This is a genomic window from Buttiauxella noackiae, assembly GCF_000737905.1.
GTDB classification, from domain to species: domain Bacteria; phylum Pseudomonadota; class Gammaproteobacteria; order Enterobacterales; family Enterobacteriaceae; genus Buttiauxella; species Buttiauxella noackiae.
In genome coordinates this window covers 47,708-61,665 of sequence record NZ_JPRU01000001.1, presented here as the reverse complement: position 1 = coordinate 61,665, position 13,958 = coordinate 47,708, and the positions used below count along the sequence as shown (strand labels likewise).

The 13,958-nt window shown below is 42.5% G+C and carries 13 protein-coding genes; 4 read left to right on the top strand and 9 right to left on the bottom strand.

The genetic code is table 11. The features are described from left to right. Nucleotides 1-101 precede the first annotated feature (101 nt). From yecR to galE, 4 genes are all read left to right on the top strand, one after another. A complete protein-coding gene (yecR, locus tag IX31_RS00230) occupies nt 102-395 on the top strand; it encodes a YecR family lipoprotein (protein ID WP_338390760.1) in 294 nt (97 codons plus the stop codon). A gap of 228 nt (nt 396-623) precedes the next feature. Beyond that, nucleotides 624-1,124: a non-heme ferritin gene (gene ftnA / locus IX31_RS00225; protein ID WP_034455051.1), complete on the top strand. Its 501-nt coding sequence runs from the start codon at nt 624-626 to the stop codon at nt 1,122-1,124. Between the two features lie 285 nt (nt 1,125-1,409). Continuing rightward, on the top strand, nt 1,410-2,333 hold the full coding sequence (locus IX31_RS00220) for a glucosamine inositolphosphorylceramide transferase family protein (RefSeq protein WP_034455050.1): 924 nt from the start codon (nt 1,410-1,412) through the stop codon (nt 2,331-2,333). Nucleotides 2,334-2,438: 105 nt separating this feature from the next. Then, nucleotides 2,439-3,455 carry a UDP-glucose 4-epimerase GalE gene (gene galE, locus IX31_RS00215; protein WP_034455049.1) on the top strand — a complete coding sequence of 339 codons (1,017 nt, stop codon included), beginning with the start codon at nt 2,439-2,441 and terminating at the stop codon, nt 3,453-3,455. Between the two features lie 60 nt (nt 3,456-3,515). On the opposite strand, the gene IX31_RS00210 is transcribed toward galE, so the two are convergent. Genes IX31_RS00210 through IX31_RS00170 form a run of 9 tightly spaced genes read right to left on the bottom strand, consistent with a single transcriptional unit; the run spans nt 3,516 to nt 13,957 of the window. Then, complete coding sequence (locus tag IX31_RS00210) at nt 3,516-4,907, bottom strand: DUF4832 domain-containing protein (RefSeq protein ID WP_034455048.1); 1,392 nt, start codon at nt 4,905-4,907, stop codon at nt 3,516-3,518. A 37-nt stretch (nt 4,908-4,944) separates the two neighbouring features. Further along, nucleotides 4,945-5,352 carry a hypothetical protein gene (locus tag IX31_RS00205; RefSeq protein WP_034455047.1) on the bottom strand — a complete coding sequence of 136 codons (408 nt, stop codon included), beginning with the start codon at nt 5,350-5,352 and terminating at the stop codon, nt 4,945-4,947. Nucleotides 5,353-5,354: 2 nt separating this feature from the next. Then, complete coding sequence (locus tag IX31_RS00200) at nt 5,355-6,467, bottom strand: glycosyltransferase family 4 protein (protein WP_034455046.1); 1,113 nt, start codon at nt 6,465-6,467, stop codon at nt 5,355-5,357. Between the two features lies 1 nt (nt 6,468). Continuing rightward, complete coding sequence (locus IX31_RS00195) at nt 6,469-7,680, bottom strand: glycosyltransferase family 4 protein (RefSeq protein WP_034457020.1); 1,212 nt, start codon at nt 7,678-7,680, stop codon at nt 6,469-6,471. A gap of 9 nt (nt 7,681-7,689) precedes the next feature. Beyond that, the gene (locus IX31_RS00190; protein ID WP_034455045.1) at nt 7,690-8,679 is read right to left on the bottom strand and encodes a glycosyltransferase family 2 protein; all 990 of its coding nucleotides are present in this window, start codon (nt 8,677-8,679) and stop codon (nt 7,690-7,692) included. Between the two features lies 1 nt (nt 8,680). Next, entirely contained in the window at nt 8,681-10,054 is a 1,374-nt protein-coding gene (locus tag IX31_RS00185; RefSeq protein WP_034455044.1) for a hypothetical protein, read from the bottom strand. Continuing rightward, on the bottom strand, nt 10,051-11,262 hold the full coding sequence (locus IX31_RS00180) for a lipopolysaccharide biosynthesis protein (protein ID WP_034455043.1): 1,212 nt from the start codon (nt 11,260-11,262) through the stop codon (nt 10,051-10,053). The genes IX31_RS00185 and IX31_RS00180 overlap by 4 nt, the downstream gene beginning before the upstream one ends. Further along, complete coding sequence (locus IX31_RS00175) at nt 11,259-13,397, bottom strand: GumC family protein (protein WP_034455042.1); 2,139 nt, start codon at nt 13,395-13,397, stop codon at nt 11,259-11,261. The genes IX31_RS00180 and IX31_RS00175 overlap by 4 nt, the downstream gene beginning before the upstream one ends. 2 nt (nt 13,398-13,399) lie before the next feature. Continuing rightward, on the bottom strand, nt 13,400-13,957 hold the full coding sequence (locus IX31_RS00170) for a polysaccharide biosynthesis/export family protein (RefSeq protein ID WP_034455041.1): 558 nt from the start codon (nt 13,955-13,957) through the stop codon (nt 13,400-13,402). Nucleotide 13,958 lies beyond the last annotated feature (1 nt).

Here is a 13,958-nt window from a genome sequence, read left to right as displayed (position 1 = left end):
ATTTTTGTGCGTGCTAAAATCATTAAAAAAATCATTTGAGCATCAGCATAATGAAAACTGTTTATTTAATTTTAGCCACAGCGTTATTAGCAGGATGCACGGTGAATAAAACGCCTGTGCCCGTGAAAAGTAGTGAAGTGGTGGGTGTGGTGCGTCTGGGATTTGACCTCTCGCCATTACAAACAGCAAAAGTGGATACTTATGTAGCGCAATCAGCAGCCAGTCACCAGTGCCAGCAGTGGGGCTATATCGCCGCATATCCTTACGGAGAGCCAATCAAAACCTGTAGCCTGACCAGTGGATCTTTGTGCCTGAGCCAAAAAGTGACGCTTGAGTACCAGTGTCGTGGAGTGGGAATGGAGCGATATCTGAAAGATGAGAGTGTTGTTCAGTAATAGGACAATGACCTTTGCATCATTAAAATCAGGGTTAGTTGAGATTTATCTTCTGACCCACAAATAAACAGTAATAATTCTTATTTTCAGAAAGAATTAATTATAAAAGAGAAATAATATTAACAACCATTCTCATTACAATAATATAATTAACAATTCCTTTGCATTAGAGAAATAATAAAATTAAAGTAGCGACATTGTTAAATATACATTCTTGTGGAGTGCACCATGCTAAAAGCTGAAATGATCGAAAAACTTAACGAACAAATGAATCTTGAGCTTTATTCCTCTCTGCTTTATCAACAAATGAGTGCCTGGTGCAGCTACCATAGCTTTGAAGGGGCCGCCGCTTTCCTGCGTCGCCATGCTCAGGAAGAGATGGAGCATATGCAGCGCCTGTTTGCTTACCTGACTGACACGGGAAGCTTGCCACGCATTAATGCGGTCCCGGCACCAGATCATGATTACTCATCTTTAGATAACCTGTTCAACGTAACTTACGAACATGAGCAGTTAATTACTCGCAAGATTAATGAATTAGCTCATGCTGCAATGACATCTCAGGACTATCCAACTTTCAACTTCCTGCAGTGGTATGTTTCTGAACAGCATGAAGAAGAGAAGCTGTTCAAGTCCGTACTGGATAAACTAAGTCTGGTTGGAAAAAGCGGTGAAGGCTTGTATTTCGTCGATAAAGAACTTTCCACCCTCGATACTCAAGCGAAATAAAATATTCCCGGCAAGTGTATTTTGTACTTGCCGGTTCTCCTTCACTAAAATGCTTTCCCCCTCTCTTCTGTAACTCTTGAAAATCTCTTTTCTGGTAAATGCCTTCCTTTGTGGCGGATATCAGGTGAGCGTCTATACTGCAAATCAGCATCTTCTTATGCCAGTTTTTTCCTAACTGCTTGCGGGTGTAATGAAATGCCCCATCGATTGTTAAGTATTATTTATAATAAAAAGCGTCATGTTCTTCCTGTTACTTGCAATAACTAATATGGACAATATGATAAAATGTTAAGAAAAAACAACAAATTAATGAGAAAGTTATTTTTCCATGAATCATGGGATATCATGATCATCAAAAATAACTCTCATTCTTTCCCCGAAAACACTCTGGATATTTTAAAGAGTGCACAAGCTAAATTACTTAAGAAAAAATATACCTTCCAGGCAGATCCTTTTATTATAGAGAAAGACAATAAACTCTATCTTTTCTACGAAGCACTGAGTTTTCTGAATTCTAAAGGCATTCTCAGATGTCGGGTTCTTGACGAAAATCTTAATGAGATTGAGGATCTCAAACTGGAGGGGTTTGATGATTTAAAGTGCCATTTATCCTTCCCATATCTTTTTTATCTTAACGATAATCTTTTTATGATTCCGGAGTCTTCAGAGAGAAAAGAGGTGATACTTTTTCAATCCACGGAGTTTCCCACTCACTGGACCAAGGTAAAAGTACTCATTTCCGATGCTGAATTTACCGATAATATATTCTTCACCTTCGAGAATTCCTGTTACCTCATTTCTACTACTATGAAAAATGAGATGGTTATTCACACCGCTGATCAAATTCTCGGTGAATGGAAAAAAATAAACCCACTTTTAAAACTGTGTAACCATCATCATCGAGGGGCTGGTGCTTCTTATTTTATCAATGATAAGAAATATATCCTTACTCAAGAGTGCACGCCTGAGTCTTACGGAAAATCCATTTTTATCAAAGAATTAACCAGCCTCAGCCCACTGCTTTTTGAGGAAAAACTGGCAGCACACGTTACAGCTGATATCAACCAAAGCGCAGGTATTCACACCTTAAATTTCTCAAGTAACCACCTTGTTTATGACACTAAAAATTGGACATTCAGCCTTTTATCTCCTTTAAAAAAGGTTTTATTTAAAGCTTGGGTTAAATACCGTAAAAAATCTTTTGCCTGAATATAAGCAAGAAAAAACCGTCGACCAGTGCTACGCTTTCAATAGTTGACAGTAAATTAAGCACTTAATACCACACTAGTTTTGTAATATTTATCTGGAGATATTATGGCAATTCTTGTTACCGGTGGTGCTGGCTATATAGGCTCACATACTGTATTGGCTTTACTTGAAAGAGGTGATGACGTCATCGTTATCGATAATCTCTCTAACTCATCTCAAAAATCTTTAGACCGGGTTGCAGAGTTAACAGGAAAACAACCCACTCTCTACGTTGCTAATATTTTAGATAAGCCTGTTTTGAAAACTGTTTTTTCAGAACATATGATTACCGATGTTATTCATTTTGCTGGTTTAAAGTCTGTTGGTGAATCAATTAAAAAACCACTGGAATATTATGAGAATAATGTTACTGGCACCCTGGTTTTACTCAGTGAGATGTTAAATGCAGGTGTAAAAAGCCTCATATTCAGTTCATCGGCAACGGTATATGGAAATCCCGAAAAAGTCCCGTTGAGTGAGGATTGCCAAACAGGCGGTACAACCAATCCTTATGGCACCTCTAAATTAATGGTTGAGCAGATTCTGCGTGATTTCTCCCTCGCGCAGCCGGAATTTCGCATTACTTGCTTGCGCTATTTCAATCCAGTTGGCGCCCATCAATCGGGGCGAATTGGTGAAGATCCAAACGGTATTCCAAATAATCTGGTTCCCTATATTTCACAAGTGGCCATCGGCAAACTCGAGTGTCTATCAGTGTATGGCAATGATTACCCAACGCCTGATGGCACTGGTGTTCGCGATTATATTCATGTGCTGGACTTAGCCAGTGGCCATCTGGCGGCGTTGGATCATCAAAATGAGGGTTCATCTTTTAAAGCGATCAATTTGGGTACTGGGGTGGGCTATTCCGTCATTGATCTCATTGAGGCATTTGAGAAAGCATCTCAGACAAAGATTAACTACAAGATTGTGGAACGACGCGTCGGTGATATAGCAGAGTGCTGGTCAGATTCATCTTTAGCAAAACAAAAACTGGGATGGCAGGCCACGCGAACACTTGATGAGATGATGCGTGATACATGGAACTGGCAGAAAAATAATCCGAATGGATACAGTTCTTAATGTCTCTTTATGATGATTTTTACACTCTGAGTCTGCATTGCCAGACTCAGAGCCAATTAATTACTCAATATTTAACTTAGAAATCCGATACCAGCTATCACTACGCTTCCCTTCGTTAGCCAGATTAATCCTCGACTTCCCCGTGCTATCCAGCATTGCCACTTCAATATAATACTGCCCGTTAACCACCTTCGCAGGTATTGGCAGGTGATATGTGGTGGGTCGCACTCCTGGTAACCAGGTGCGAATATCATCACCCGTTCTCCCCTGAGTAATGACTTTATTTGACTCGTTAACCACACGCCATGTCACATCATATTTCAAGTAAATAGGTGCGATTCCGTCATTAGCCCACTGGCTATTAAGCGCCAGGATACCGCCTTTTACGACAGTAGAATCATGGCTCAATGAGACTAAACGAAAGCGATAACCAAGCCTGATCAGCGCCCGGTCGACAATGCCACGATACTCTTTTGGCACTGCCCGTGACTTCAAATTAATCGTGCTGGCATGTTGTGCGATGGCCCAGTCAAATGTGCGTTGTACTTCGGCAAGCGTGTAGTGTTGCTCGGTTTTCCACTCTGGCATGTACCCACAGATTTCAAAACTCACAGGCGCTCGTTTCCAGGCATCATTAAAACCGGAATACGCAGCTTCGGCTGCCTCTAAGCGCTGCGGATAATCATCTTCCATCAGATTCCAGGTCGCCGAAAAGTTACGCCAGTCGCCCAAACAGTCGGCGCGCCAACCTGCGCCTTGCTTCACGGCGCTGGCCAGGTTGTGGCCACCGGCAATCAGCATAATTTTCGGTGTTTTTGGAAACGAGACAAAATGCATTCTGACGTACTGTTCTAATTGCGCTGGGGTGTAGCGTTTATCAAGCGGTTCAAGCGAGGGAAAATTGCTGTTGTGCCACTCTCCCCACGACCCCACCATGCCAATATCAAGGTATGCCAGGTTTTCATTTCCGTCGTAACGCTTGCCGAAAGCGTTGAGCAGACGCTGGCTGTATTGCAAAAATATTGGGTCATCGAGATTGGGGGCAAAAGTTTTTCCGTCTGCTGTCCAGACACCCTTAACTTTTTTAATTAACCAGTCAGGGATTTTAGAACCGCTTTCAGGGCCATCAAGTGCCATAAAGCGCAGCCCAACGTTCATCGCGGGCGTGTGCATCGCCGCGAATTTAAAAGCCTCATCAACCAGCGCGTAGTTAAATTGCCCTTCAACCGGTTCAAGCTCGCTCCAGTAGAAGCGCTCATATTCAATGCCGGGGTTCGGGTAGTCGGCCTCAGTGTGTTGTTCGCCATAACCCTGGTGAAAACTGGCGATGCCCATGCCGGGGTTGGTGAGCGGGCCTGAAAGCGCCTTTGGTGTAACGACTGTCATTGACGCAGCCAGTACGGAACCCGGAACGAACATGCATATTAACGCTATAAAAGTTTTAATCTTCATGAGAATCCGATATCCGTAGACGGTGAATGACCCAAAGCTACTTGTTCCTCAGACTGAGCCACCAGTCCCATATCCCAACATGGAAATCATGAATGAGATCAATACCTACTGCAGACTTAATCATATATAGCGTGAGTAGCACGCAGAGCGTTGCGAACAGCAAGCCTGAAAGGATCAGAATCGTCACGACGATGCGCACCAGTGTCGATTCTTTACGTAATCGCTTACGGAAATCTCGCCCTAATAAAAAGACCAGATAATAGCGTGTGCCAAAAAATGGGAAGCTCTTGCGGATATCGATGCGGTGATGTGAAGACAACGTGACTGAAATAATCGCATCTTCTATATCCTGCTTTTGTTCAGCAGTCAGTTGTGCCTGTGTTTGTTCATCAAGCACTTCATAAAAATGATCAAGAACGAGTGGGCGTCTGGTTGAATTACTCAATTTTAACCTATTGATTTATTTATTAAATGGTAGACACTTGTTGTTTTTCTGGCAATTTCAAGCCAGTCATAATTTCGTAGAAAATCACTGTAATCAATGTCACGCAGTACCACTCTGGCCTTAATTTTTTCGGCTAAATCAGCAACATCACCAACTTTAAAATAGGCTTCAGCTGGCAACCCTACTTCCAGATTTGCCGGAATATCGCTGACTACAGCAGGCAGTGAATACGACATTGCTTCCAGCAATGCTATTGGCAACCCTTCGTGATACGAAGGCATTATAAACAGCTTAGCCTGAGAAAAGACCGCCTTCAGTGCATCACCTTTTAAGAAACCAGTCAAAATAACGTTCGGTGTTTTTATCGCTAATTGCTTCAGACGCATACTGTAGTCAGAAGGATGATCCGCATCACCAACCAATACTAATGTCTCTGAGACGCCTGACTGCTGGTAGGCAACAATTAAATCATGTAACCCTTTTTCTTCCACAAAACGCCCTACCGCCACAAGATAGTTCTTAGGTTTTAGTGCGTAACGACCCAGTGTTTTGCTTATGGTTTCTACCGCCAGTGATTCCGGATTATTAACGCCGTTGTAGATTAAATGTGCATCCATACGCCGGTGTTTTTTTTGAATCAGCTGATTAATCACCTCAGAAATAACAATGACTTCATTGGCATAATTAACGGCAAGTTTTTCACCAATCAGTAAAGCCTGCTTCGCAATATATCCCCATTTCTGACGCTCATAATCAGGGCCATGATGAGTAAATACCACTTTCTTCCCCAGCAAACGCAGTAATGGCACGACAAGCCCCGGGCCAATGGCATGAACATGAACTATTGATGATTTATCAAACACGGTGCTAAATGCGGCTAAAACTGAATGGGCAATGGCCTCTAAAGCGCGTTTTTTCGGTGCCCACAGTGCGCGGGTTTCGATATTTTTGTACTGCGAATGACGATAATCGACGTAAGGAGCACGAGCGATAACACAAATATCGACATCAAATTGTTGTTTGATTGCGGGATAGAGATTTTGGCAATGCGTTTCCACCCCACCGAGTACATCAGGAATTCCACGAGTGCCCAGAACCGTAATTTTTCTGGTCATATTATGGCTTGCTTAGCAGTTCTTGATACAAATTCAGTAATGCCTGAACATGATCGCGCATTGCATATTTACCGCAAAGTCGATCATGGGCATTGAGCCCCATGCGCTGGGCTTTTTCTGGATTGATGGCTAAATCATCAAGTATATCGGCAAGCTGTTGTGCGTTTCCTGGTTCGAATAAGGCCCCATCAATACCATCACGGATTTGTTCAGGTATTCCACCAATGCGTGAACCAACAATTGGCCGAGCAAAAGACATTGCTTCAAGCACGGACATTGAGCAATTTTCATTACATTCCGAAGGCACAATAACCGTACGCGCGTGTTTTATAAGATTATCTAATTCTTCACCCTGGTGTACAAAACCAAGAAACTCAGCATCGGGATACTTCTCAATCAATTCATTGTAGATAGGACCATGACCAACAATTTTTAGTGGTATTTTATTACGCATCATCTGATGCGCTTTAGCTAAGGTTTCAATACCTTTTTCAGGACTGATGCGTCCTACAAAAAGCAAGTAGCCTCTATCTTCAATATTATCAAATGGTTGACTGTCATCAATGCCATTAACAATCACATCAATACGCGAGTTGGGTAATGTATGCTTTATCACCCCCCGCAAAAACTCACTAGGCGAGATAATAACGTCAATAGCCTGATAATTTTTTGCAATATATTGCCAGGTTGCTTCTAAAGAAAGTAATAAGCTCTTAAATGCCGAGCCTTCATAGCAACGATATATGAAAGCGTTATAGACAGCACCGTTGATACACGCATCGCACACTTTGCCATCTCGCAACATCGCGTATGAAGGGCAAGCAATTTTGTAGTCGTGAGCCGTTAACACTGTTTTACAACCGAAATCCCGGGCAACCTTTATAATTGAAGGAGTAAGCTGATGATAGATATTATGAAAATGAACAATATCCGGGCGTTCTTTATCCAGTAACGCTTTCATTTTCTTGCATGCTTCAGCGTTATGAATAAAATTCACCGATGTTTTAACCCCACCGAGTAAGTTACTGCTTTTGTGATAATCCACGTTACTGACAAAGTATTCTGCATAATCCGATGGGAAATTTTTCTCATGTTGCATAGAGAAATCAACAACTTCGACACCAGCTTGCTTCAACATATCGCGCTCTTGAAAATAAACTGTTTCCGCGCCGCCTTTGATGTAGAAAAATTTATTTACCAGTAATATTTTCATCATGGCCGCCTATTCATGGATAACTTTGCTGTCGGGTGGAACCATAGGATCTCGCACTGGGTGAGTCAGCCCTTTGACTAATCCAGCAGAGAGCACAGCTAAATTTACAACACTATGCAACCCGTTAATTAACGAACGGTTTTTAATGGCTTTCAGGATAATAAATGCAAGCAATGGCAATAGCGCTACACCTATAATCTCAGCATTAAATGTCAATATCGAAATTAGCAGCGCAAACATATAAATAGAAAAAATAATCTCGTTTTTGACCATTTTGACAACATCACGGAGATAGGGTTTCCCCCAGGCACTGCGTAATAACTCCCCTGTTGCCTGGTTGTAGCCACTGCGCCAGCGATACATTAATAATTTAAATGTCGGCATATTATGCGAGGTATGGCTGAAATAAGGGACGTCAAGGCGATGTAACTTATAACCGGCATGCAATAAACGCATCCCAAGCTCCGCCTCTTCAAAGGCATGGAGATTACGGTTGGTAAGATAACCAATTTTCTCAATTGCCACGCGACGATATAAGCCTCCACCGCCTAAATGATCGCAATCACCTATCGGATATATTTCATGCAGTCGTTGCTTGCGTGACTTAAACTCATAATTTGCAGCGTCATCCATTTCAACGGTACCCGCAACGCCCGCATATTCTGGGTGTGTCTCAAGAAATGTCAACGCGCTATCTATAAACCCTTTTTCCAGTTCCATATCGCCATCCATTAACAGCAGATATTCACCCTCGCTATACAGATAACCTAGCTGATGCCCAACTCCACAGCAACGATCCACAGGCTGCGTTAAAGAGACCACGGTCACGCCTTTAGCGCTCGCTAATTGTTGAGTGTTATCGGTCGATAAACTATCAGCCACAATGATCTTATGCGGGTAAGCAGCAATCTGCTGTTGAATACTATCGATAGTTTTCTCGATACATTTAGCTTCGTTGAGGGTTTTAATACTCACTGTAATAAACGGTTTATTAACCATATTATTGCTCCGCATAACGACAAACGGATCGACGAATTACCAGACTCGAACCTAGCGATAGATAAAAAATAAATTGCAACATCGGGGTGATGGTGAGTATTTGGCTGTAGGGTAGACTCAATAAACAGCTAATAGCAAAAACACTAAAAGCAGGTGAGAAACTCAGTAACTGGAGATCCTGCTGATCTAATGTCTCGCGTTCCAATAAGGGCTTAGGTTGCACGATTTTTAGTGTATAAATAATTAGGCCAATAAATAGCACTGTTCCGACTGCACCCACTTCCCAAAGCAACATACTCAAAGAGGTTGAATCCAGAATCAAGTTATAGGTAAGGTTTAAAAATCCCGGTGAGACAATACTGCCGCTATTTGTCGCATTCAAACCATAGCCAAACAACGTTCCTGAAAGCCCCCAAAGATCGTTATTTCTAAGCCAGAAAGTTAGTGTAGTAAAGCGACCAATCTCCCCTGATGGCAGAATATAATTGGGATCAAATATATAATCTAACGAAGAAAGGAAGACACTCAATGAACTTTCTGTTGGGTCACTACCAAATGCGGATGAATAACCAGCAGCCAGGATAAGTATCGCAAACGTAATCAATAGAGCCATGCCTGCAAAAATCAGCAGCAATGCTTTAAGATTAACTTTACTCATCCCTTTAACGTAACTTGGCATTAGCCAAACCCAGCACATGAGTATTGGCGATAACAAGATAACAAACTTTACTTCGCCAACGATACATAAGCCAAAGCCTAATATGATATGCAGTACCATTGATTTAAATGTCGTTAGCCCGTGCTTAAATTCAGAGATTTTCAACAACATAATCAGCAGGCAAAACAGCCCCATTGCCGCAGTATTACCACCGCCCATCGGGTCACCACCGAAGGTTCCTACCACTGAATCCCATTTATCTTCCTCACCATATGCAGCCACACGCTGGGGAACCACAAACAATAATTGGTAGAGAACCATTGGGAATTGTGCGTAAAACACCCAATATAAAGTTTTGGTTATACGGTAGACCTGCGATTCACGGCAGAATCCCAATAACAGACAAAACATGATTAGCGAAAGTGCAATTTCATTTTTAAACCCGACAATCGCATCCGTTACCCCTTCCTGCAAAATTGTCGAGACTCCTGCCATGACCAGAAAGATGAGATACAGCGCGAGCACGATTGTTTCTTGCTTATCCAGCTGTAATGTTTCATAACGCGTTTGCATGACCAAAAGGCTAAACATCAGCAAGGTCAGAAAAAATGGGATCCACAGCACTGCTAATACGCCGGTGAAATATTGAACTACCCCACAAAACACGAGGGTAATTAAAGAGTAGGTCTGTAAATAGTGCCCTGTATTAAGATTCATAATACAACCGGTCTGTCTTTTAAAAGGTTGGCGCGTTTATTGACCTTCAGATAAATAAACGCATAGCGGACGAATGTTAGTACTGAGAACAGGATGATTGATGTTGCATAGCTATTATAAAAATAAGGTACTATTACAAACGAAATCAACACGATAGCCAATTGTTCAAACTGAATGCGCAAAAAGTAACGATGAGAGCCAAAAATAAGCTCAATCACTGTCAGCGGACAGATTGCCAAAGCCGGGAATAAATAAGGCAACATATATCGAGAGGTCGGAATCGAGTTAATCCAATCTTCACTGAAACCAAGATGCATAACTATCGGATAGAAGATAAATACCCCTAAGGTACAGATCACCCCCAATACCAGCAGTAGCAAACGTACTTTTTTGTACTCGTCATAATTGAAGGTGTTATGTCTAAAATCGATAGACCATTTTGAAAAAATAGTGTTGCGAACTGCATTTCCGATGATCACCACCGGAGCAAGACAAAAGCGGCTGACAATAGAAAAATAGCCAGCTGTCAAAGCTGAGAACCAAAAGTTAATCAGCATAATAGGTAAATTACCGTTCGCCATTGCCAGCACTTCAGCACTACCTACTTTGGTGATGTGATGAACGTGTTTATTAAAGAACACCAGATTATTTTTCGGACTTAAATGCTGTAATGTCACCGAGCGCATATCAAATGCGCAAAGAATGCAGCCAATCGTTAAAAACATCATTGAACATGCCCATGCCCAATAGAACGCCTGGACATGGGTGGTGAGCATGACAGAAAGCACCACCACCACGGAAACAGATATTCTCTGAAAGACCAGAAAGCCAAAATTAGCCGTACGTAACGATAAGTTTTCCGATATCAACACCCACGTATTAGAAAGCGTGAGTAGATAAAGGAAGAAAATATTCTGGTCAAATAACCAGGCAGTTAGCAAAGCATACGGCAGAGCAGTCATTAAACTTTGCAGTAGACAAAATACGACATTTTGAGCTAACTCATCATCTTGCTGCTTCGGAATCAAAAGGTGCGAAGCAAATGTGCATACCTGGGCACCAATCAACGCAATACTGTAATTAAGCGCGTAAAGCCCTACTTCTGCTAAGTCATATTTATGAGAAATCAACCAAATAGAGAGCGCACCAATCAGTTGCGAAATGACTGATGAACCTGCAATCGTAGACGCGCTCTTCAGTAAACTCATACCCGGCCTGTGCCATTAATCAGTTCGTTAGTTTGCAGGTTGAGTGAACGTAATCCCTCTTTCGTCTCCAGATTTTTATCAAAAACTTGATTGATGACTACGCCGATAACAACAGACTGATTGGCTTCAATTTTATCCAACGCATGGATAATGTGATCGGCCGGGGCTGCACCTGCTTTTAATACGAATATCAGGCCATCTGTAACCCGACTAATTAACTGGCTATCCTGGCTCTGATTCACCGCCGCTGCATCAATAATAATTCGCTGATACTTACTGCGTAGCTCACGCATTAAGTGCTCAAGATTTTCTGATGACAGCATGAGTAATGAAGAAACCGTCGCATTACCCCGTGCCAGGAAATCAAGATTGTCATTCACTTTAACAATCAGATTTTCGGAGGTCACTTCACCACGAAGCAACTCCGCAACACCTTGCGCGGAAGGCTTAGCAAGCTCGCTCGACAAACCCTCTTTATTGTAAAAATCCAGGTCGATAAGCAACGTTTTTTGATCGAAGCTAAATGAATTTGCCAACAGATTTGCCAGCAATGTACGCCCATCTCCATGGTCCGCTGATGTCACAGCAATCGTTTGAAGCTGCCGATTATCTAGCATAATATGCGTGCGGATACTGTGAATAATGTCGGCGTTTTGTGGGTTATTGGAGATAACATCACGGATTTGCGCACGACTCGCGAGCCCCTTATAGCGGCGAATCTCACCGAGCGGTTCGAGGTTCAAACGCTTCTTCACCTGACTCAAGTTGTTAATCGTGCTGTCCATCGCGGCTTTCACGATGAAGTACATGATGCAAAATGCCAACGCTAACAAGACCACCATAATAAACAGCAGCGATTTATTAGGCTTGGATGGGCTTTCAGCCGGCACTGCCGGGTCATACAATACAGCATCTGCCTCAGCATAATTAGTTGAAAGCGATTGTTCCTGAGTACGCTGATACAACGCTTTGTATGACTCTTCTGTTTTATCCAGCGCCAGTTTCAAACTGTTATAACCATCGCGCTTGTTAGCCAGTTTCTGGAATATTTCTTTTTGCTGATCTAACTGTTTCTGGTAGTTATTTTCATCTGCCAGTGCAGCTTGATATTGTTGACGCAATCCCGTTTCAAGCTCTCCCAACACATTATAGGTTTGATCCTCAATCGCCTGCACCTGAGCCTGCGCTTCCTGGATTTTGGCATGCTTAGGGCCATAGGATTTACGCAATTCATACAGCGAACGTTTTGCCTGGATTAATGCAATACGTAAGTCCTGAATCTGTGCATGGTCCGAAATTACCGGGAGAGAAATGACATTTTCGAGAGATTGTCCTGCACCTCTACGAACTTCGTTGTACAGCGATTCTGCAGCCACCCGGCGCTGAGTCGCGTCGGCAAGACGGTTAGTCACAATACCTAACTGCTCTGTTTCAAAACCATCTACACCACGGAAGGTCAACAACCCTTCTTTATTAAGGTATGCATCAATTGCCTGCTTTTGTACGGCGATTTGTTTCTGCAACTCGTCCATTTTCTGCAGATTGCTTTCTCGAGCTTTCTGCGTATTGATACGCTTTTGCTCAGCCGTATAGTTGATAAACGCCTGCGCAACACCGTTAGCTACCTCTGCAGCCATTTCTGGGGAAGGTGACTCATAGGAAATAGATGCCAGGTGTGTCGTACGAATACTGGTGATAGTGAGATTCTTCAGCATGTTTTTCAGCGCATTATCAATGCGTTGCTGCTGATTTTTGGGAGTATTAGCATCTTTGCTGTCTGATTTAACGCCATTGAAATCTGGATTTTCATCCAATTTCAAATTTCGAACGGCCTGGGCAAGCACAATACGTGACTGCATTAACGCGTATTGCGTTTCGTAGTAGCCGTTACGTGTCGAATCATAGCCATCGACTTGCGGGAACGGTGAGACATTATCAGGCTGTGCCTTAATAAGCACGGTTGCCGTTGAGACATACTTCGATGTCATCATGTTGATAAGTGGCCAGGCAATTGCTCCAGCAATCACAGCGCCGAGGAGGATTTTCCAACTGTTTCTTTTAATTTCCCTGGCAAACCTGGAGAAATCGATAGAGCTTTCTCGTTTCTTGCCATTTTCCACTATTGATAGTTTCATAGTCAGAAGAAGCCCATGCCAATAATCACGATATCACCAGGGTGAACGGAATGTCTTACGTCCACGTTCTCAAGCAACTGATTTGTGCCAGCTAAGCGAATATTGATATCTTTGCGATCGGCTCTGTCTGTAAAGCCGCCAGCCTGCGCAATCGATTTTTCAACTGTGAGCCCAGGTTCATAGGAAAATCCATTCGGATTCCTTACCTCGCCTGAAACATAGTATTTACGGAATTCAGCAATATTCACCGTCACCATTGGATTTTGCAGGTAATCTCCACGCAGACGATTAGTTAACTCTGCACTCACCTGTTCTGGAGTTTTGCCTTTTAGTGTGAGCTGCCCAATATAAGGGAAAGTAATAGTTCCGCTTTTATCGAGTATAAATTTCATTGTTAGGTCAGGTTCGCCGTACACATTAATATTAACGGCATCACCTGCATCAAGCAGATAACCTTTTGATTCAGCTTCAGGATTATCCATAAGCGGTGGTTTAGTTGCAGAACATCCTGCCAGAAGCACACTGAAAAATAAAAATATCCATAGTTTCATTATTTTCATT

What these genes read in the sequence shown, in the direction of transcription:
- ftnA (WP_034455051.1), top strand. Translation starts at nt 624, where the DNA reads ATGCTAAAAGCTGAAATGATCGAAAAACTTAACGAACAAATGAATCTT.
- IX31_RS00210 (WP_034455048.1), bottom strand. Translation starts at nt 4,907, where the DNA reads ATGAAGATTAAAACTTTTATAGCGTTAATATGCATGTTCGTTCCGGGT.
- IX31_RS00200 (WP_034455046.1), bottom strand. Translation starts at nt 6,467, where the DNA reads ATGACCAGAAAAATTACGGTTCTGGGCACTCGTGGAATTCCTGATGTA.
- IX31_RS00195 (WP_034457020.1), bottom strand. Translation starts at nt 7,680, where the DNA reads ATGAAAATATTACTGGTAAATAAATTTTTCTACATCAAAGGCGGCGCG.
- IX31_RS00190 (WP_034455045.1), bottom strand. Translation starts at nt 8,679, where the DNA reads ATGGTTAATAAACCGTTTATTACAGTGAGTATTAAAACCCTCAACGAA.
- IX31_RS00175 (WP_034455042.1), bottom strand. Translation starts at nt 13,397, where the DNA reads ATGAAACTATCAATAGTGGAAAATGGCAAGAAACGAGAAAGCTCTATC.
- galE (WP_034455049.1), top strand. Translation starts at nt 2,439, where the DNA reads ATGGCAATTCTTGTTACCGGTGGTGCTGGCTATATAGGCTCACATACT.
- IX31_RS00220 (WP_034455050.1), top strand. Translation starts at nt 1,410, where the DNA reads ATGTTAAGAAAAAACAACAAATTAATGAGAAAGTTATTTTTCCATGAA.
- IX31_RS00185 (WP_034455044.1), bottom strand. Translation starts at nt 10,054, where the DNA reads ATGAATCTTAATACAGGGCACTATTTACAGACCTACTCTTTAATTACC.
- IX31_RS00170 (WP_034455041.1), bottom strand. Translation starts at nt 13,957, where the DNA reads ATGAAAATAATGAAACTATGGATATTTTTATTTTTCAGTGTGCTTCTG.
- IX31_RS00180 (WP_034455043.1), bottom strand. Translation starts at nt 11,262, where the DNA reads ATGAGTTTACTGAAGAGCGCGTCTACGATTGCAGGTTCATCAGTCATT.